Raw genomic sequence first — 18,160 nt, 5'->3', positions numbered from 1 at the left:
GGGGCCCGCGGCGGGCCGCCGGGATTGCGCCGGGTGTGCCGTCGCGCCGGGTCCGGTGTCAGCGGCGGGCGAACGGGGTGGCCGAATGCGGGTTGGTGATGATGTCGCGCGACAGGTCGACGAGCTTCATCTGGTGACTGCGGGCGTGGCCGCGCAGCCGGTCGAAGGCGGCGTCCGTGGTGCAGTCGAGGCGTTCGGCGAGGATGCCCTTGGCCTGTTCGATCAGGATGCGGCTGGTCAGCGCGGTCTCCAGCTGATCGTGCCGGACCCGTGCGGTGCGCAGTTCGGTGCGGTGCGCCAGGCCGATGGCCGCGGCGTCGGCGAGCATCTGCCCCCACTGGGCGCCGGCGGGGTGCAGCGAGCGGTGCTGGTGGTAGAGGTCGAGGGAACCGGTGAGGTGCCCGCGGTGGCTGATGGGCAGGGCGGTGACCGCGGTGATCCCGGCGTCCAGGGCGCGCCGGGTGAACGTCGGCCAGCGGACACGGCTCTGCGGATGGGTCATGGGCACGTCGTTGAGGGCTCTGCGGGTGCGCGCGGCGTCACGGCACGGCCCCTCCTTCAACTCCAGCTGCACGCGCTCCAGTTGCTCCGCGACATCGTCCGACGCCGCGGAGTGCGGAGCGTGGCCCGGCCGCGTGGTGATGGCGCAACTGGCCGCGTCGACACCCGGGACGGCGGCAGCGCTGCGGGCCAGCCGCGCCAGGATGTCCTCGTCCTCGTCGCCTTCCGTGGCGTCGACCAGGAGGAGCAGGGTCGCCGCGGCCGGGGGGTTCTGCAGGGGCACAGACATGTCCTCTTTCCTCACGTGAGCGGTCGGGCGGTGGCCATGGCGCGACGGAACGGCCACACCTGCCCGGTCGGTGCTGGGTACACCTCCCGGGGGACGCCTGCCCACTCCTTTTCTGACGCACACCGGCAATGCCGCGGTCGGCGGAGCGTATACGTGGAGGGGGTGTGAAGTCGTCACGTCCGCAACGAAATTCGAGCCACATCGGGACGCGGCAGGACACCCGTGCGAAGATCCCTTGGCAGTGCACACCGGGCCCGACGCTGGAAGGTGACGATGTACGCGGTATCCCTGGGGGACGACGGCGCGGAGCTCCACCCGCTCGAACCGTGGCAGGCCGAGGAGTTCCTGGCCCACATCGACCGGGGCAGGGAGTTCATCGGGCGGCACAACGGCCTGCCCGACGTCGTCACCGACCTGGAGTCCAGCCGCGCCTACCTCCAGGCGTACGCCGAGAAGACCGCGGCCGACACCGGGCGGCTCTTCGGCATCAGGACGGACGGCACGCTGGTCGGCGCGGTCCTCCTGCGGACGTTCGACGTCGCGCAGGGCACCGCGGAGGCGGGGTGCTGGCTGGAGCCCGCCGCGGTCGGCAGGGGCCTGGTCACCCGCGCCGTGCGCGCGGTCATCGACTGGGCCGTCGAGGAACGGGGCATCCACCGCGTGGACTGGTGGGTGTCCTCGGGCAACGCGCCGAGCATCGCGGTGGCCCGCAGGCTGGGGATGACGAAGGAAGGGGTGCTGCGGGAGTCCTATCTGTACCGGGGCGAGCGGCATGACGAGGAGATCTGGTCCGTGCTCGCGCCGGAGTGGCGCAGGGCCCGCGCGGCGCGCTGAGCGCTCACTCCGTCCCCGACGTCGCCTCCGTCCCCGATGTCGCCTCCGTTCCCGATGTCGCCTCCGTTCCCGACGTCGCCTCCGTTCCCGACGTCGCCTCCGCGCCCGCGAGTCGCAGCATCCCGCCCGTCGCGGGCTGCCGCCCGTGCCGCATGGCCGCCGCCACCACGAGGCCCGCGCCGAGGACCGTGACGCCCGTCGCCTGGCCGAGGTTGTTGGCGACGCCCATCAGGCCCGCGCCGACCGCGGTGCGGTCGGCGGGGACGGCCTCCACGACGAGGTTGGAGACCCCGACGAAGAAGCAGCCGAAGCCCACGCCCATGAACAGCGCGGCCAGCAGGAGTTGCCACAGCGCGGTGTGCAGCAGCGCCAGGGTGAGCGTCGCGGCGGAGAGTCCGGTCAGGGCGGCAAGGAGCGTGTGCCGGGAGCCGCGGCGCCGCGCGAGCAGGCCGCCGAGGGGGCCGCAGGCCGCGCCGATGAGGCCCTGCGGCACGAGGAACACGGCGGCGCCGAGCACGCTCATGCCGAATCCGTAGCCGAGCGCGGTGGGTGTCTGCACCAGCATCGGCATCGCGAAGGCCGTCCCGCCGATCGCGAACGCCCCCGAGAAGGCCGCGAGCAGCGTCCAGCGCAGCGCGGGCCCGGTCAGCAGGCGCAGGTCGATCAGCGGCCGGGGCGTGCGCAGTTCACGGCGTACGAAACCGAGGAGCAGCAGCAGCGAACCGCCGAGGGCGGCGAGCGTGGCCGCCGATGCCCAGCCCCAGGCGGCGCCCTGCCCGATGAACAGCAGCAGACCGCCCGCGCCCGCCCCGAGCAGCAGGCCGCCCGCCACGTCGATGCCGCGCCGTTCCTCGCGCGGCCGCACCACCGGTGACTCGGGCAGGGTGCGGGCGAACCACGGCGTGAGCGCGGCGACATAGCAGAGCCCGAACCAGAACACCGCCCGGTACCCGAGGACTTGGCCCAGTGCGCCGCCGATCAGCGGGCCGATGATCGCGCTCAGGCCGATGCCGGTGGTCACCGCGCCGAGCGCCACCGGGACGACACGGGCCGGGAAGACGTCCCGGATCAGTCCGTACGCGGCCGGGGCCATCACCAGGCAGGTGCCCTGGACGGCCCGCCCCGCGAGGAACAGGGGGTAGGAGGGTGCGAGCGCGCAGATCAGCGAGCCCGCGGCGAAGGCCCCCGCGGCGTACAGGATCATCCGCTTCTTCCCGATGACGTCGGCGGCCCGGCCGAGCAGCGGCTGCGCCACCACGCCCGTCAGGCTCACCACGGTCAGCGTCCAGCCGATCGACGCCGTGTCGAAGGCGTCGGACAGGAGGGGCAACACGGGGTAGATCAGCGTGAGTTCGAGCGCCGCGACCTCGGTGAGGAGGATGAGCGGGGCGAGGAGCAGGGCGTACGAGGCGGGGGAGAGGCCGTCGGGCAGCGGGGCGGGGTGCGCGGGATCGGAGGGCATGGCTGGTGTCGCACCACCGCTCGGTCGGTCGCCCGGAACCCCGTGCCGTGATCGGGGCATGGCGGTGGGCGAGGTCAACTGACGTGCGCCTGGGCCGAGTTCACTGTTTAACGCAGTTGCGTTGAAGGGGCAAGGGCCGCACACTGACCGACGTGGACGAACCCCGCCCGAACCCCGCAGGCACCCGGATCCGGCTGATCGAGACCGCCGAGCGGCTCTTCGCCGAGCGGGGCATCCACGCGGTGTCGCTGCGCGAGATCGCCGCGGCCGCCGGACAGCGCAACACCTCGGCCGTCGCCTACCACTTCGGCGACAAGCGGGGCCTGGTCACCGCCGTGTACGCGTACCGGCTCGAACCGACCAACGAAGGGCAGCTGCGCCGCATCGCGGCCCTCGACGAACAGGGCCGCGGCAAGGAACTGCGGGCGCTGGCCGAGGTGTTCGTGCACCCCATGGCCGAGCGGATCACCCGCGCGACGGCCGGCGCGGACGCGCCGCCCAGCCACTTCCTGCGCTTCGTCGCGCAGGCGCTGTACGTCGAGGGCATCGCCCCCTACGACCTGGCCGCCGCGCCCTGGACGCGCGCCCTGCACCAGCTCCGGCTGCGCATCGACGCCTGCCTCGCCGAACTCCCCGCCCCGGTCCGCGCCGACCGGTGGCGCGTCTTCATCGGCCTCACGCTGCACACCCTCGCCGACCACGAACGGGCCCTGCAGTCCGGCGCGGCCACCCCCGGGCGCCGTACGGACCTGCTCGTGGCGAACCTCGTCGACGCCGCGGTCGCCGTCCTCACCGCACCCGTCTCGCCCGCGACGCACGCACTCCTGCCACCGCAGACGCCCACCGGCCTCGCGCACCACTCCCGTCCCCCGGACCCAGGAGGCACCGCGGATGACTGACCCCCGCCACCCGGAAGGGCCGCGCCCCGCGCCCGGCGCCCCGGACGTCGTCGTCATCGTCCTCGACGACCTCGGCTTCGCCCAACTCGGCTGCTACGGCTCCGACATGGCGACACCCCACCTGGACCGGCTCGCCGCCGACGGGCTGCGCTTCAACCGCTTCCACGTCACCGCGATGTGCTCCCCGACCCGCGCCAGTCTGCTCACGGGCCGCAACCACCACGCGGTCGGCATGGGCTTCCTCGTCGACCTGCCGATCGCCCACCCCGGCTACACCGCCCGCCTGCCCACGTCCGCGGCGCCGCTGCCCCGGCTCCTGCGCGACGCGGGCCACTCCACGCTCGCCGTCGGCAAATGGCATCTCACGCCCCGCTGGGAACGCACCGCGTCGGGCCCCTTCGACCGCTGGCCGCTCGGCTACGGCTTCGAGCGCTTCTACGGCTTCCTGCAGGGCGACACCAACCACTACGCCCCGCACCTCGTGCGCGACAACCACTACACCGAGCCGCCGGGCCGCCCCGAGGACGGCTACCACCTCAGCGAGGACCTCGCCGACTCCGCGATCCGCATGATCCTCGACCAGAAACAGGCCACCCCGGACAAGCCGTACTTCCTCTACTTCCCGCTCGGCGCGACGCACGCTCCGCACCACGTGCCCCGTGCCTGGAGCGACGCCTACCGGGGCCGCTTCGACCAGGGCTGGGAGCGGGTGCGCGAGGAGGCCTTCGCCCGGCAGACCGCCATCGGCGTCGTCCCCGGCGGCACCACGCTCTCCGCACGCCCGCCCTGGATCCAGGACTGGCGGGAACTCGACGGCGACGAACGGCGCGTCTTCGCGCGCATGCAGGAGGTGTTCGCGGGATTCCTCACCCACACCGACGCCCAGATCGGGCGCCTGCTCGACTTCCTGCGCCGCACCGGACGCCTCGACGACACCCTCGTCCTCGTCCTCTCCGACAACGGCGCGAGCGCCGAGGGCGGCAGGCTCGGCACGCTCAACGAACATCGCTTCACGGCCCGTTCGCAGGACAGCGCGGCCCGCAACCTCGCCGCGCTCGACGACTGGGGCGGCCCCGCGACCTATCCGCACTACGCCTGGGGCTGGGCCTGGGCGGGCAACACCCCGCTGCGGCTGTGGAAGCGCTACACCTGGCTCGGCGGCACCCGCGCCCCGCTCATCGCCCACTGGCCGCGCCGCATCCGCGACGCGGGCGCCGTCCGCACCGGCTTCACGCACGTCGTCGACCTCATGCCGACCATCCTCGACGCCTGCGGAGTCCGGGCGCCGGACGAGGTCGACGGGGTGCCCCAACAGCCCGTCGACGGCCGCAGCCTGCTGCCCGTCATCGACGACGCCGACGCCGAACGCCCCTTCCCCACCCAGTACTTCGAGATGCTGGGCTCCCGCTCGATCGTGCACGGCGACTGGAAGGCCACCACGGACCACGTGTCGCGGGGCGTCGCCGACGAGGAACAACTGCTCCCGGGCAGCCGCGACTTCACCGCCGACCGCTGGTCCCTGTTCCGCCTCTCGGACGACTTCGCGGAGGCCCATGACGTGGCCGAGCGGCATCCGGACGTCGTACGGAAACTGGCGGAGCTGTGGGACGCGGAGGCGGTACGCAATGACGTACTGCCCCTGGACGACCGCATGCAGGAGCGCCTCGGTGCGATGATCCCGCCCGCCTGGCCGCCGCCCGCCCGCGCCCGCTATCTGCCGGGCGGCTCACCCGTGCACGACGAGGCGCTGCCGCTGCTCTTCGGCGGATTCACCCTGACCGCCGACGCCGAGGTGCCGGGAGACGGCGCGGCGGCCGGGGTGCTGTGCGCGCTCGGCGACCTCAACGGCGGATTCGTCCTGTACGCCCACGAGGGCCGGCCCGCCTTCGCCTGCTCGCGGGCCGGGGACCTGGACCGGGTCGCGGCGGACGCACCGCTGACGCCTGGCAGGCACCGGATCGGGGTGCGGTTCGACCCGGCGCAGGGTCAACAGCCGCCGGGGCACGGGCGGTTCACCCTCGTCGTGGACGGTGCGGACGTCGCCGCCGTGCCGCTCGGCGGTGCGTTCCCGTACACCTTCCAGCACGGCGGCACGGGCCTGTGCGTGGGGTACGACCGGGGCCTCGCGGTGGACCCCGGTGCCTACCGGCCGCCGTACCCCTGGCGCGGCACCCTCCACGACGTGGTCATCGACACGACGGCCGCCCGGGAGTCGGGCGCCGCGCGGCGGACCGCCGAGGACGAGGCGCGCGACGCCCTGCACAGCGACTGACCCGCCCCGCCGGCCCTCACCCGGGACCGTCGGATGTGCCACGGCTGCCAGGACCGTCGGGCCCGCCGCGGCCGCGCAGCAGTGCCGAGAGCAGCACCGCCGTCAGCGTGCCCGCCACCACCCCGCTGCCGAGCACCGTGCGCACCCAGGCGGGGAAACCGTCGTACAGACCGGGGGAGAGCAGCGGAAGCAGCCCCGCCGCGAGGGCGAGCGCCGCGACCATCGAGCCCGTGCCCTCCGCGGGGCCGCCGCCCAGATCGGCGCGGCGCAGCATCTCCACGCCGAGCACCGCGATGACCGCGTACACGACGAGCGAGGAGCCGCCGACGACCGCGGCGGGGATGCCCGCGACCGCCCGTGAGACGGGCGCGAGCAGCCCGGTCGCCACGAGCAGGACGCCCGCGCCCGCCGTCACGAACCGGCTGCGCACCCCGGTCAGCCTGCCGATGCCGATGTTCTCCGCGCTGGTCACCATCAGCGACGTGCCGAAGAGGCCGCCGACCAGCGAGACGAGCGCGTCGGCCCTGGCCACCCGCGGCACATCGCGGCCCGGATCGGGCACGCGGCCCGCCGACTCGCTGTTGAGGACGGTCTGCCCGGTGATCTCCGCGAGCGTGGTGAGGCTGAAGAGCAGCAGCGGAAGGGCGGCGAGCAGGTCGAAGTGCGGGGCGCCGTAAGGGAGAAGGGCGGGAAGGGAGAACCCGGAGCCTTCGGCGGGACGGAACTCTCCGAGACCCGTGACCACCGCGAGCAGCGTCCCCGCCGCCATCCCGATGAGCACCGCGGTCTGCCGCCACACGCCCCGCAGCAGCAGATACGCCCCCACGGTCGCGGCCACGGTGAGCCCGGCGAGCACCACCGCCCGCGGCTGGGCGGGCTGTGCGCCGTTCCCCGCGATCAGCTGCGCCGCCACCCGCACCATCGCGATGCCGATGAGCAGCACCGTCACCCCCATCACCAGGGGCGGGAAGAGCCGTACGACGCGTGCGTACAGCGGCAGTACGGCGAGCAGGAGCGCCGCGGCGAGCAGCACGGACCCGGTGGCCGTGGCCGCCCCGTGGTCCTCGGCGATCTGCAGGAACAGCGCGGTGGCCGCGCCGCCCGGCAGCATCACGAACGGCAGCTTCGCCCCGATCCGCCACACCCCGAGGGACTGGAGCAGCGCGCCCGCGCCGCACAGCACGAGCACCGCGCTCAGCAGCGACGCGGTGTCCCCGGGCGACAGGCGCAGGGCGCCCGCCGTGAGGAAGACGGTCGACACGGGCGCCGCGACCATCGCGAGCACATGCTGCGCCGACAGCGGCAACAGGCGCCGCAGCGGCACGCGTTCGTCCACCGGCGCCACCGCGCCGGTCCCCGTCGGCGCGCTCATGAGGCACCACCGGCACGGTCCAGCCAGGGCAGTTCGGACGCCGCGTAGCGGTAGGAGCGGAAGACGGCGTTGGGCTCGGCGGGGAACAGGCCGCGCACCTCCGACTCCTGGTACCCGGCGAAGTACGGCACGACGTACTCCCAACACAGCTGCCCCTCGGCCGTCACCTCGAAGATCCGGCCCGAAGGGGAGTCGGTGACCAGCGTGTTGCCGTTCGCGAGGCGCTGCGCGCTGCCCATGAACGGCGCGAAGAAGAACTCCCGCGCCGGGTCGTGGTACTCCCACACCACCGCGCCGCTCGCCCGCTCGATCTCCACGACCCGCGAGTACGGGACGTCGTGGTGGGGCCGGAACACGCCGTTGTCGAAGACGAGGAAGTTGCCGTCGGCCAGCTCGGTCGGCGCGTGCTGCTGCGAGACCGTGCCGGGCTCGGTGCGCCACAGGATCTCGCCGGTCGCCCTGCTGATGACGACCACGGCGGAGACGCTGCGCAGGCTCGCGAGGATGTTCCCGTCGGCGAGCGGCGTGACGCTGTTGATCAGCGGCCAGTGCTCGCGGGCGTACGCGGGGTGCAGCGCGTAGGCGTCCCGGTCGAGGTGCTCCGACGCGCGCCACGACCACACCGTCCGCCCCTCGGCGTCGACTTCGCGGATCGTGTCGGCCCAGACGGTGCCGTCCGCTGCCTCGGACCCGGGCACACCGCCGACGACCCCGGCCGCGTCCGCGCCCGTCAGGGGTTCGAGCCCGGTGTAGAGGATGCGGCCGTCGGCCAGGTGGTGCGCGTCGTGGTGCTGGAGCGGATCGCGGTGCTCGCGCAGGACGGTCCCGTCGGGGGCGGCCCGGAGCATCACGCCGCCCCGGTACTTGTGCCACATGGGGAACAGCGCGTCCTCGCCGGGCAGGACGCCGTTGTACGCGAGGTCGCCGCCCGGCAGCACGCGCGCGTGCCGCCCCGGCCGGTAGGGGAACGTCCACTGGTGCGCGGTGCGCCCCTCCATGTCGACGAGGTACACCTCGCCGGAACCGGTGAGCGGCGCGAAGATCGTGTAGCCCGCGAAGGCGGTGTCCGGGTCGTGCGCGATGAGTCCGGTGGCGTGGCGGCGGCGGGAGTTCTGGTCGACGGCGGGCATGGCGGGGTCCCCTACGGCATCGAAGCGACGTCATCAAACTTTCTTTGACGACAGCGAACGACTTTGAAGCTAGAGGGGGAGTGTGTCGTGCGTGTGACAGCCGTACGAAAGTGCGTCCGGAGCGGGTGCCGCGGCGAATTAGGGTGCAGGGCATGGGCACGGACATGGGGGCGGAAACGGGCATGGGGACGGGTGCGGGCACGGCCGGGGGAGACGGCGGCCGGGGCGACGGCGACGGCACGCCGCGCGTGGGCGGGGCCGTCCGGCGGCGGCGCAGAAGCCTCGACCTCACGCTCGCGGCGGTGGCCGCGCGCAGCGGACTCTCCGTCCCGTTCCTCAGCCAGATCGAGAACGACCGCGCCCGCCCCAGCATGCGCTCGCTCCAGCGCATCGCCGACGCCCTGGACACCACGGCCGTCCAGCTCCTCGCCGCGTCCGACGAACGCCGGGTCGTCGACGTCGTGCGCGCGGGCGACGCGGGCGGACTCACGCCGGGCACGGGGGTACGGCCGCTGACGCGGGGTCAGCACCAGGTCCACGCCCTGGAGTTCACCGGGGAATCGGACGCGGGCCGCGAATTCCTGCACCGCAACGACGAGTTGATGTATGTCGCCGACGGCGCCGTCGAGGTGGTGGCCGAGGGACGCGTCCACCGCCTCGGGCGCGGCGACAGCATCCTCCTGTCCGGCGGCGTACGACACAGCTGGCGGGCCACGGAGGAGGACTCACGCGTCCTGGTCGTGGCGGTGTCCGATCAGGTCGAGGTGACGGAGGGGTGAGCGTTCTGGCGGGGCGCCCTTGAGGCGTTCCGGTGGGGCGTACCCGAGGTGTTCCGGCGGGCCGTTCCTGAAGTGTCCTGGTGGGGCGTCCTCGAGGTGTCCCGGTGGGGCGTCCCTGAGGTGTTCCGGTGGGCCGTCCCTGAGGTGTTCCGGTGGGGCGTACCCGAGGTGTCTCGGCGGGCTGTCCCCGGGGTGTTCCGGTGGGGCGTCCTCGAAGTGTCTCGGCGGGCCGTTCCCGGGGTGTTCCGGTGGGGCGTCCTCGAAGTGTCCCGACGGGCCGTCCCCGAGGTGTTCCGGTGGGTAGCCCCCGAAGTGTCCCCGCGGGTAGCCCTCGAAGTACCCGGCAGGCCGTCCCCGAAGTGCCCCGGCGAGCCGCCCCCGGCGGTGCCCGACACGCCGTCCTCAAAGTGTCCCGACGGGCCATGTGTCCCATTGGGACACTTCGAGGAGTACAGTCGAAGCATGAGCACCACGGAGAGCCGCAGGACCCGCAAGGTTCAGGAGAGCCGGGACGCGATGGCGGGCGCCGCCGTGGACCTCGTCCTCGCCCACGGCCTCGACCAGGTCACCGTCGAGACGATCAGCGAACGCGCCGACGTCTCCCGCCGCACCTTCTCCCGGTACTTCACCGGCAAGGAGGACGCCGTGGTCGACGCGCTGCGCGCCGACTACGCCCGGATCAACGCGGCACTGGAGGCGCGCCCCGCGGACGAGGGCCCGCTCACGGCCTACTACCGGGCCCTGCGGAGCTGGCTCGACGACGACCCCGCCGCCTGGCACCGCGCTCCCCGCACCGGCGACCTGCTGCGCCTGCTCCATCGCGAGCCCTCGCTGCTGCCCGCCTATCTGCGGGTGCGGGACGAGGCCGAGAACGAGTCCGTGGCGATCGTCGCGCGGCGCCTCGGCCTGGACGCGGGGCGCGAGCTGCGCCCCGCGCTCGCCGTCTCCCTCGCGGTCGGCGCGTTCGGCACCGCCGTGCGGTTCTGGATCGCGCCCGGCGCGGCCACACCTCTCCCGCAGCTCATCGACGCGGCGTTCGCGGCCCTCGCGGACGAGCCCGCACCCCGCACCACCGGCAAGTGAAACCAGGTACCACCATGTCCATGCCCGCAGGGACCAGCACCAGCACGAACACCACCACCACCCCGAGCGCCGAGGGCGAGTTCACCGGAAAGACCGCCCTGGTCACCGGTGCCGCCTCCGGCATCGGCCTTGAAGTGGCCCGCCGCCTCGCCGCGGCGGGCGCGTCCGTCGTCGTCGCGGACCACAACGAAGCGGGCGCGAAGGACGTCGCCGACGCCCTCACCGAAGCGGGCGGCCGCGCCGTGGCCGTGCGCGTCGACGTCACCGACCCGGAGTCCGTGCGGCGCGCCGTCGAGTCCGGCGCCGAGACGTTCGGCGGACTGCACCTCGCGGTCAACAACGCGGGGATCGCCGGCGCCTCCGCGCCGACCGGGGAGTACGCGGTGGCGGACTGGCAGCGGGTGATCGACACCAACCTCAACGGCGTCTTCTACTCCCTGCGGTACGAGCTGCCGCGGATCCTCGCCTCCGGCGGCGGCGCGGTCGTCAACATGTCCTCCATCCTCGGCACCAACGGCTTCGCGGGCTCGCCCGCCTACTCCGCCGCCAAGCACGCGGTCGTGGGCCTGACCAAGACCGCCGCCGTCGAGTACGCGGCCCAGGGCGTCCGCGTGAACGCCGTCGCCCCCGGCTTCATCGACACGCCCCTGCTCCAGGGCGCCGAGGCCCAGCGCGAGCACCTGATCTCGCTGCACCCGCAGGGCCGCCTCGGCACCGCGGAGGAGGTCGCCGAACTCACCCTGTTCCTGCTCTCCGACCGCGCCTCGTTCGTCAACGGCAGCTACCACCTGGTCGACGGCGGCTACGCGGCACGCTGAGCCGGGACGATGAGCACAACAAGGGACGAGCACAAGAAGAGAGGCGCAAGAGATGTCAGGGCAAGAACTTCCCGGCCTGCCCGCCGAGATGAAGGCCGTCCAGTACCGCAGCGTCGGCGCCCACCCCGAGGTGGTCACCGTCCCGCGCCCCGAACCGGGCCCCGGCCAGGTCCTGCTGAAGGTCACCGCCGCCGGTGTCTGCCACTCGGACATCGCCGTGATGAGCATGCCCGCGGAGGCGCTGTCCTTCCCGCTGCCGCTCACCCTCGGCCATGAGGGCGCGGGCACCGTCGCGGCGCTCGGCGACGGCGTCACCGGGTTCGCGCTCGGCGACTCCGTGGCCGTGTACGGGCCGTGGGGCTGCGGAACCTGCGCGATGTGCGCGCAGGGCAAGGAGAACTACTGCACCCGCGCCGCGGACCTCGGCATCCGCCCGCCCGGGCTCGGGGCGCCCGGCGCCATCGCCGAGTACCTGCTCGTGGACGACCCGCGCCACCTGGTCCCGCTCGGCGACCTCGACCCGGTCACCGCCGTGCCGCTCACCGATGCGGGCCTGACCCCGTACCACGCGATCAAGACCTCGCTGCCCAAGCTGACGCCGGGCAGCACCGCCGTGGTCATCGGCACGGGCGGCCTGGGGCACGTCGCCATCCAGCTCCTGCGCGCGCTGACCCCGGCCCGGGTGATCGCCCTGGACGTCACCGAGGAGAAGCTGGCCCTGGCCCGCGAGGTCGGCGCCCACGACGCGGTCATCTCGGACGAGCGCGCGGCGTCGAAGGTCCGCGAACTGACCGGCGGTCTCGGCGCCCAGGCGGTGTTCGACTTCGTCGGTGCCCCGCCCACCGCCGCCACGGCGACGGCCTGCGCGGCCGTCGAGGCGGACGTCCAGATCGTCGGGATCGGCGGCGGCGCCGCGTCCGTCGGCTTCGGCACCACGGCCTACGACGTCGCGGTCCGCTCCCCGTACTGGGGCAGCCGCACCGAGCTGATCGAGGTCCTCGACCTCGCCAGGTCCGGCGCGGTCGACGTCCATGTGGAGACGTACGCCCTGGATGACGCACCCAGGGCGTACGAGCACCTGCACGCGGGCCGCGTCAACGGCAGGGCCGTGATCCTGCCGAACGGCTGACGGGCGCGGCGCGGCGTCAGCAGCTGAGATTGCCGCCCGGGTCCACGCCGAGTATCTGCGCGTAATGCTTGTAGCTGTCGATCCGGCTCTGCACCTGGGAGGGATTTCCTCCGTTGCATTCGAGGGAGCCGTTGATGCTGCGAATGGTCTCGCCGAATCCCGCGCTGTTCACCATGGCGTCGTGCGGGGTCATGGTGCCGGGACCGGTCTGGGTGTTCCAGTACCAGAGTCCGGTCTTCCAGGCGACGGCCGCGTCATTCTGCACGAGGTCGGGGTTGTTGAGCAGATCGATGCCCAACGCGTCGCCCGCGGCCTTGTAGTTGAAGTTCCAGCTGAGCTGGATCGGGCCGCGGCCGTAGTACTTGTCGTTCCCGGCGGGACATCCGTACGGCTGGCTGGTGTCGCAGTAGTGCGGGTAGTTGGCCTCGTTCTGCTCGACGACGTAGACGAGGCCGCCCGTCTCATGGCTCACATTGGCGAGGAAGGCCGCGGCTTCCTGCTTGCGCACGGTGTCGCTGCCGGTCTGGGTGAATCCGGGATAGGCACTGAGCGCGTCGGTGAGGCCGTTGTACGTGTAGAAGGCATTCCGATTCGGGAACATCTGGTCGAACTGGGCCTCGCTGACGATGAATTCGGCCGCCGCGCCCTTCGGCGCCTTCTCGGCGGAGGCGGGGGAGGCGAGCGTCAGCAGGGCGAGGGAGGCGGCCGCCGCGGTGGCGGTCAGCAGCCCGAGGATGCGGGAGCGCATGGTGGACTCCTTGGCCGGCCGCCGGGCATCGGCGGCCGATGGGGGGCGGGGGAGTTCGGCCGGTGGGGGAACAGCCATGGTGCGGACGGGGAACAGCCATGGTGCGGATGGGGAACAGCCATGGTGCGGATGGGGAACAGCCATGGTGCGGACGGGGAACTGCCATGGTGCGGAGGGGCGATGCGCCTGCGGGGAAGTGTCACGGGGCGGGCGGCGGTCGCACCGCCCCGTGACAGCGTTGTCACCCTGCCTCAGCCACCGACGTTCACATCGATGCAGGCGTAGAAGGCATTCGCGGTGTCCGCGATGTTCCACACGGCGAGAACCTTCTGCTTTCCGCTGAGACTGCCGAAGTCGACGTCGTGCGTGACGGTGGAGCCGGGCTGTGCGCCGCCGTCGTCGAATTCCGCGATCTTCTGGCCGCCCGCGAAGTACTGCCACGTGCTGGTGGAATGGCGGGCCGTCAGCGTCCACTGGAACTGCTGGGTGCGATTGACCGGGGTGACCGCCCAGCCCTTCGAGTCGTCGTCGAGCTCGGCGAACCTGCTGTTTCCGCCGCTACAGCTGCTGAGCCCCTTGGGCCCTTCCACGCTCTGCGGCTCGTACTTGATCTCGCCGCAACTGACGGTTCCGGCCGCGCATTGCGCCTGCCTGCTGGGCGGGTTGGAGATGTATCCGTGGGCGCTCGCCGAACTCGCGGGCAGGCTCACGGCGATGACCGGCGCGAGAGCGGCGCCGACTATCGCGGCGACTTTCCGATGGGAACGCATATGTGCTCCTTCACATCAGGTCTTCCTGCGCGTACGGGGCAGTGGGGCACCCCACACGTGACAGGGCGTCCTCTCGAGGGTGGGGCCAAGAGGCGCGAAGGGAGGCGGAGTTCCCACTCCGGTACCGCAGGAGAAGTCCAGGCAACCGGAAGGGGAATTCCTAGTTGGCCTAGACCATACAGGTCGTCGTGTTCGCGTCAAGTGCGCACAGGGAAGGGCCTGTTGATGATCTGAAGCGTTGCGCCGATCGAGGCCATGCGCGGAGAGGCCGAGTCGCGGGTCCGCGCGGACGTGAGAGAAGTGGAAGGCATTCCAAGATCGTTTAGCCGGAATACCCATCCGCATGCCCCGCATGCCCCGCATGCCCCGCACTTCTCGCACTGGAGGTACCCGCCATGCGCCTGGTCGACAGGCCGGTCGTGGTCGCGTCAACGACCCTCAGTTTGATGGCTCTTCCGCTGTTCCCCTCGGCAAGCGCCGCCCCGTCGGTGCCGAGCGGCTCCCCGTCGGCCGTGACGGCGCTGCCCGCGTCCTGCACCGGCGACTCCACCCCGGGCGCCGACACGATCGTCTGCTCCGGAAACCTCAAGCCGGGCGACACCATCGACGCCGGGGACGGCGCCGACACCATCACCGTGAAGGGTGACATCCCGTACGGCGCCAAGGTGCTCGGTGGCCGGGGCGCCGACACCGTCTCCGCGTACGACGTCGGCGAACTCGCCTGCGGCGACGCGGCGTTCGACGCGAAGGGCGGCCTGCTCGACGCAGGGGAGGGGGACGACAAGGTCACCATCGGCGAGGGCGCGCCGCCGCCCAAGGGCTGTGCCGACGACTTCCCGCGCGGCAACGTGGGCGCGAAGGCCGTGGTCCGGGGCGGTGCGGGCAAGGACACGATCACCGCCGGCACCGTGGGCCACGTCAGGAGCAACGCCGACGACCCCGCGCAGGGCACCGAGGGCCTCGGCGGCCGGATCGACGGAGGTGCGGGCGAGGACACCATCAAGGCCGAGGGTGTCGCCATCCCCCAGAACCTCGAAGGACCCGACAAGGGCGGCGTCTACGGCGGCGATGCCAACGACCGCATCGTCATCGGCGACGCCAGCGGCCTGGTCACCATCGACGGTGAGGGCGGCGACGACACCCTCACTGTCCGTACCGCCCGCTACGCGGAGATCCGCGGCGGCGCGGGAAACGACACCCTCACCGCCACTCAGCAGCCGCTGGACCACCTCTCCGGTCTGTACGGTGACGACGGCGACGACACCCTCACCGTCACCAGCCTGCACCACACCGCCAAGGCGGTCGGCGGCAAGGGCAACGACCGGATCAAGGTCACGCGGATGAACGGCCCCGACGACACCGACGTCAACATCAACGCCGCCTACGTCGCAGGTGGCGGGGGCGACGACAGCATCGAGGTCGGCATGGCCGGCCGCATGAGCTACGTCCTGGGCGGCCCCGGCAAGGACACGCTCAAGCTCGGCAGCGTCAACGGTCCCGCCGACAAGATCCTGCCCGAGGAGAAGGGCTACGACCCGGAGATCCTGCACTCAGCGACCGTCATGGGCGGTCCCGGCCCCGACTCCCTCGACATCGGCGTACTCGGCAAGTGGGGCAAGGTGCGCGGTGGCGCGGGCACGGACACGATCCGGCTCGGCCGGATCAACGCGTCCGGATACGTCGATGCAGGTGAGCACCGGGACACCGTCACCGTGAACGGCCCGGTCGCCGCCGACGGAGAGGTGCTCGGCGCGGAGGGCCCCGACGTGCTGAAGGTGACGGGGCGCAACGACGGCCTCGCCAACGGCGGTCCGGGCCGCGACCTGTGCCGTGTGGGCTCCGGCAACCCGCCGCTGAACTGCGAGCTGCGGTAGGCGGACGGGCACGAGGGGGGCCGGTGTCGCGAGCGACGCGGCTCCCGGCTCCCGGCCCCCGGCCCCCCGGCCCCCGGCCCTGAAGCCCTGCCGCGCCCGCACCGGAGCGAGGATGTGCGCATGGATGTTCGTCAGCTGGAGTACTTCCTCGCGATCGTGGACCACGGGGGTTTCAACCGGGCGGCGTCGGCGCTCTATCTCTCGCAGCCCTCGCTGTCCCAGGCCGTGCGGGCGCTGGAACGGGACCTGGGGAGCAGCCTGTTCCACCGGATCGGCCGCAGGGCCGTGCTCACCGAGGCCGGGACCGCGCTGATCGAACCGGCGAGGGCGGCCGTGCGCAGTCTGGCGACGGCCCGCGCCAGCGTCGCCGCGGTGCACGAACTGCGCGAGGGGAGCCTGGACATCGCCGCCATGCCGTCCCAGGCGGTGGAGCCGCTGACCACGATGATCCGTGCGTTCAGCGGCCGCTACCCGGGCGTGACCGTGAACATCCGGGCGGCCTTCACCGCGCGCGACGTCATCGACATGGTGCGCACCGGCGCCACCGAACTGGGCCTCCTCGCGACGTCGGAGCCGCTGACCGACAAGGAGGTGATCGCGCACGCCGCGGGCGAGCAGCGGTTCGTCCTGGTCACCCCGCCCGACGGGCCGTTCGCGGCGGGCCGCCCCGTGGCGTGCGAGGAGCTGGCGGGGCAGCGGCTGATCGTCGGCCAGCGGGGCACCGGGATGCGCGCGTACGTGGACGGGCTGCGCGAGCGGGGGATCGGCTTCACGATCGCCGCGGAGACCGAACACCGGGTGGCGATCCTGCCGTTGGTGCTCGCGGGGGTCGGGCTCGCGGTGGTCACCGAGTCCTGGCGCACGACGGCCGAGCGGGCCGGTGCGCTGGTCGTCGAGATCGAGCCGCGGACGACGTTGCGGATCGCCCTGGTGAGCCGCAGGACCGGTCGGTCCCCGGCCGCCCGCACCTTTGTGACCTGCGGACTCTCCGCCCTCGGAGACACATAGGAACGCCTTATAAGGCAGATCGGCAGAGTGTCTTGGACGGCCCCGTGGCCTGATTGCTGCAATCGGGACATGACCCACCACCACATCGCACTCATCCCCGGTGACGGCATCGGAACCGAGGTGCTGCCGCCCGCCCGGCGCGTTCTCGACGCCGTCGGCGCCCGCCACGGCTTCGGCTTCTCGTACACGTCGTACGACTGGTCGTGCGAGCGCCATGCCCGCGAGGGCGCGATGATGCCCGACGACGGCATCGACCAGCTGCGGGACAAGGACGCCATCCTGCTCGGCGCGGTCGGCTACCCGGGAGTGCCCGACCACGTCTCGCTGTGGGGGCTGCTCATCCCGATCCGGCGGAGCTTTCGCCAGTACGTCAACCTGCGCCCGATCCGCGTCTTCGAGGGCGTCGAGAGCCCGCTGCGCGCCGCCGCGCCCGGAGAGGTCGACTTCGTCGTCGTCCGGGAGAACGTCGAGGGCGAGTACAGCGAGATCGGCGGCCGCCTCAACCGGGGCTTCGCGGAGGAAATGGCCGTGCAGGAGGCCGTGTTCACCCGCGCCGGGGTGACCCGCGTCCTCGACCACGCCTTCGCGCTCGCCGAGCGGCGCGGCGGCAGGCTCACCTCGGCCACCAAGTCGAACGGCATCGTGCACACCCTGCCGTTCTGGGACGAGCTGGTCGCCGAGCGGGGCGCCGCCCATCCGCGGGTGACCTGGGACCAGGAGCACATCGACGCGCTGGCCGCCAAGTTCGTCCTCGACCCGGCCCGCTTCGACGTGGTCGTCGCATCGAACCTCTTCGGCGACATCCTCAGCGACCTGGCCGCCGCCGTGGCGGGCTCCATCGGGATCGCCCCCGCCGCCAACCTCAACCCGGAGCGCGAGTTCCCCTCGATGTTCGAGCCGGTGCACGGCTCCGCCCCCGACATCGCGGGCCGCGGCATCGCCAATCCGCTCGGCGCGATCTGGTCGGCGGCCATGATGCTCGACCACCTCGGCCACGCCGCGGCCGCCGCCGAGGTCACCGACGCCATCGCCGCGGTGCTCGCCAAGACCGACGTACGCACCCCCGACCTCGGCGGCAGCGCCACGACCACGCAGTTCACGGAGAAGCTCCTCGAACTGCTCTGACACCGCGCGAGGCCGGGGGCGAGCGCACCGCGTCCCGGCTGCGTCCACGTTCCTCGACGAGGAGAAA

At 72.7% G+C, this 18,160-nt stretch carries 16 protein-coding genes; 10 read left to right on the top strand and 6 right to left on the bottom strand.

The features are described from left to right. Positions 1 to 58 precede the first annotated feature (58 nt). Positions 59 to 790 (bottom strand): ANTAR domain-containing protein, encoded by a 732-nt coding sequence (locus ACFWZ2_RS14660; protein WP_384545456.1) that lies wholly within the window; start codon positions 788 to 790, stop codon positions 59 to 61. Between the two features lie 273 nt (positions 791 to 1,063). Here ACFWZ2_RS14660 and ACFWZ2_RS14655 point away from each other — a divergent pair, with 273 nt between their 5' ends. Then, positions 1,064 to 1,624, top strand: a complete 561-nt coding sequence (locus ACFWZ2_RS14655; protein ID WP_384545455.1) for a GNAT family N-acetyltransferase — start codon at positions 1,064 to 1,066, stop codon at positions 1,622 to 1,624. Between the two features lie 4 nt (positions 1,625 to 1,628). Here the strand turns inward: ACFWZ2_RS14655 and ACFWZ2_RS14650 are convergent, their stop codons facing one another. After that, positions 1,629 to 3,086, bottom strand: coding sequence for an MFS transporter (locus ACFWZ2_RS14650; protein ID WP_384545454.1), 1,458 nt, complete (start codon positions 3,084 to 3,086; stop codon positions 1,629 to 1,631). Positions 3,087 to 3,238: 152 nt separating this feature from the next. On the opposite strand from ACFWZ2_RS14650, the gene ACFWZ2_RS14645 reads away from it, so the two are divergent. Continuing rightward, positions 3,239 to 3,985, top strand: a complete 747-nt coding sequence (locus tag ACFWZ2_RS14645; protein WP_384545453.1) for a TetR/AcrR family transcriptional regulator — start codon at positions 3,239 to 3,241, stop codon at positions 3,983 to 3,985. After that, positions 3,978 to 6,257 (top strand): sulfatase-like hydrolase/transferase, encoded by a 2,280-nt coding sequence (locus tag ACFWZ2_RS14640; RefSeq protein ID WP_384545452.1) that lies wholly within the window; start codon positions 3,978 to 3,980, stop codon positions 6,255 to 6,257. Before ACFWZ2_RS14645 ends, ACFWZ2_RS14640 begins: the two co-directional genes overlap by 8 nt. Before the next feature lie 16 nt (positions 6,258 to 6,273). On the opposite strand, the gene ACFWZ2_RS14635 is transcribed toward ACFWZ2_RS14640, so the two are convergent. Together ACFWZ2_RS14635 and ACFWZ2_RS14630 are read right to left on the bottom strand one after the other, a co-directional pair. Next, positions 6,274 to 7,629 carry a uracil-xanthine permease family protein gene (locus ACFWZ2_RS14635; RefSeq protein ID WP_384545451.1) on the bottom strand — a complete coding sequence of 452 codons (1,356 nt, stop codon included), beginning with the start codon at positions 7,627 to 7,629 and terminating at the stop codon, positions 6,274 to 6,276. Continuing rightward, a complete protein-coding gene (locus tag ACFWZ2_RS14630; protein ID WP_384545450.1) occupies positions 7,626 to 8,759 on the bottom strand; it encodes an aryl-sulfate sulfotransferase in 1,134 nt (377 codons plus the stop codon). The genes ACFWZ2_RS14635 and ACFWZ2_RS14630 overlap by 4 nt, the downstream gene beginning before the upstream one ends. Before the next feature lie 182 nt (positions 8,760 to 8,941). Here ACFWZ2_RS14630 and ACFWZ2_RS14625 point away from each other — a divergent pair, with 182 nt between their 5' ends. The 4 genes from ACFWZ2_RS14625 (at position 8,942) to ACFWZ2_RS14610 (ending at position 12,568) form a co-directional block, all read left to right on the top strand. Then, positions 8,942 to 9,538: a helix-turn-helix domain-containing protein gene (locus ACFWZ2_RS14625; protein WP_384545692.1), complete on the top strand. Its 597-nt coding sequence runs from the start codon at positions 8,942 to 8,944 to the stop codon at positions 9,536 to 9,538. A gap of 462 nt (positions 9,539 to 10,000) precedes the next feature. Next, positions 10,001 to 10,621 (top strand): TetR family transcriptional regulator, encoded by a 621-nt coding sequence (locus tag ACFWZ2_RS14620; RefSeq protein ID WP_384545449.1) that lies wholly within the window; start codon positions 10,001 to 10,003, stop codon positions 10,619 to 10,621. Positions 10,622 to 10,641: 20 nt separating this feature from the next. After that, entirely contained in the window at positions 10,642 to 11,439 is a 798-nt protein-coding gene (locus ACFWZ2_RS14615; RefSeq protein ID WP_384545448.1) for an SDR family NAD(P)-dependent oxidoreductase, read from the top strand. 88 nt (positions 11,440 to 11,527) lie between these two features. Beyond that, positions 11,528 to 12,568: an NAD(P)-dependent alcohol dehydrogenase gene (locus tag ACFWZ2_RS14610; protein ID WP_384545690.1), complete on the top strand. Its 1,041-nt coding sequence runs from the start codon at positions 11,528 to 11,530 to the stop codon at positions 12,566 to 12,568. A gap of 16 nt (positions 12,569 to 12,584) precedes the next feature. On the opposite strand, the gene ACFWZ2_RS14605 is transcribed toward ACFWZ2_RS14610, so the two are convergent. Together ACFWZ2_RS14605 and ACFWZ2_RS14600 are read right to left on the bottom strand one after the other, a co-directional pair. Then, positions 12,585 to 13,316, bottom strand: a complete 732-nt coding sequence (locus ACFWZ2_RS14605) for a chitinase (RefSeq protein ID WP_384545447.1) — start codon at positions 13,314 to 13,316, stop codon at positions 12,585 to 12,587. 251 nt (positions 13,317 to 13,567) lie between these two features. Next, positions 13,568 to 14,086, bottom strand: coding sequence for a lytic polysaccharide monooxygenase auxiliary activity family 9 protein (locus ACFWZ2_RS14600; RefSeq protein ID WP_384545446.1), 519 nt, complete (start codon positions 14,084 to 14,086; stop codon positions 13,568 to 13,570). A 446-nt stretch (positions 14,087 to 14,532) separates the two neighbouring features. On the opposite strand from ACFWZ2_RS14600, the gene ACFWZ2_RS14595 reads away from it, so the two are divergent. The 3 genes from ACFWZ2_RS14595 (at position 14,533) to ACFWZ2_RS14585 (ending at position 18,093) form a co-directional block, all read left to right on the top strand. Continuing rightward, positions 14,533 to 15,960, top strand: coding sequence for a hypothetical protein (locus ACFWZ2_RS14595; RefSeq protein ID WP_384545445.1), 1,428 nt, complete (start codon positions 14,533 to 14,535; stop codon positions 15,958 to 15,960). Positions 15,961 to 16,080: 120 nt separating this feature from the next. After that, positions 16,081 to 16,968, top strand: a complete 888-nt coding sequence (locus ACFWZ2_RS14590; RefSeq protein ID WP_384545444.1) for a LysR family transcriptional regulator — start codon at positions 16,081 to 16,083, stop codon at positions 16,966 to 16,968. Between the two features lie 69 nt (positions 16,969 to 17,037). Next, complete coding sequence (locus ACFWZ2_RS14585; protein WP_384545443.1) at positions 17,038 to 18,093, top strand: tartrate dehydrogenase; 1,056 nt, start codon at positions 17,038 to 17,040, stop codon at positions 18,091 to 18,093. The last annotated feature ends 67 nt before the right edge of the window (positions 18,094 to 18,160 follow it).

The organism is Streptomyces sp. NPDC059002, from assembly GCF_042740435.1.
Classification (GTDB): domain Bacteria; phylum Actinomycetota; class Actinomycetes; order Streptomycetales; family Streptomycetaceae; genus Streptomyces.
This window is presented reverse-complemented; position numbering and strand designations above follow the sequence as displayed.

Coding starts and splice junctions, on each gene's coding strand:
- ACFWZ2_RS14660 (WP_384545456.1), bottom strand. CDS start 790: ATGTCTGTGCCCCTGCAGAACCCCCCGGCCGCGGCGACCCTGCTCCTC.
- ACFWZ2_RS14655 (WP_384545455.1), top strand. CDS start 1,064: ATGTACGCGGTATCCCTGGGGGACGACGGCGCGGAGCTCCACCCGCTC.
- ACFWZ2_RS14650 (WP_384545454.1), bottom strand. CDS start 3,086: ATGCCCTCCGATCCCGCGCACCCCGCCCCGCTGCCCGACGGCCTCTCC.
- ACFWZ2_RS14640 (WP_384545452.1), top strand. CDS start 3,978: ATGACTGACCCCCGCCACCCGGAAGGGCCGCGCCCCGCGCCCGGCGCC.
- ACFWZ2_RS14635 (WP_384545451.1), bottom strand. CDS start 7,629: ATGAGCGCGCCGACGGGGACCGGCGCGGTGGCGCCGGTGGACGAACGC.
- ACFWZ2_RS14630 (WP_384545450.1), bottom strand. CDS start 8,759: ATGCCCGCCGTCGACCAGAACTCCCGCCGCCGCCACGCCACCGGACTC.
- ACFWZ2_RS14625 (WP_384545692.1), top strand. CDS start 8,942: ATGGGGACGGGTGCGGGCACGGCCGGGGGAGACGGCGGCCGGGGCGAC.
- ACFWZ2_RS14620 (WP_384545449.1), top strand. CDS start 10,001: ATGAGCACCACGGAGAGCCGCAGGACCCGCAAGGTTCAGGAGAGCCGG.
- ACFWZ2_RS14615 (WP_384545448.1), top strand. CDS start 10,642: ATGCCCGCAGGGACCAGCACCAGCACGAACACCACCACCACCCCGAGC.
- ACFWZ2_RS14610 (WP_384545690.1), top strand. CDS start 11,528: ATGAAGGCCGTCCAGTACCGCAGCGTCGGCGCCCACCCCGAGGTGGTC.
- ACFWZ2_RS14605 (WP_384545447.1), bottom strand. CDS start 13,316: ATGCGCTCCCGCATCCTCGGGCTGCTGACCGCCACCGCGGCGGCCGCC.
- ACFWZ2_RS14600 (WP_384545446.1), bottom strand. CDS start 14,086: ATGCGTTCCCATCGGAAAGTCGCCGCGATAGTCGGCGCCGCTCTCGCG.
- ACFWZ2_RS14595 (WP_384545445.1), top strand. CDS start 14,533: ATGGCTCTTCCGCTGTTCCCCTCGGCAAGCGCCGCCCCGTCGGTGCCG.
- ACFWZ2_RS14590 (WP_384545444.1), top strand. CDS start 16,081: ATGGATGTTCGTCAGCTGGAGTACTTCCTCGCGATCGTGGACCACGGG.
- ACFWZ2_RS14585 (WP_384545443.1), top strand. CDS start 17,038: ATGACCCACCACCACATCGCACTCATCCCCGGTGACGGCATCGGAACC.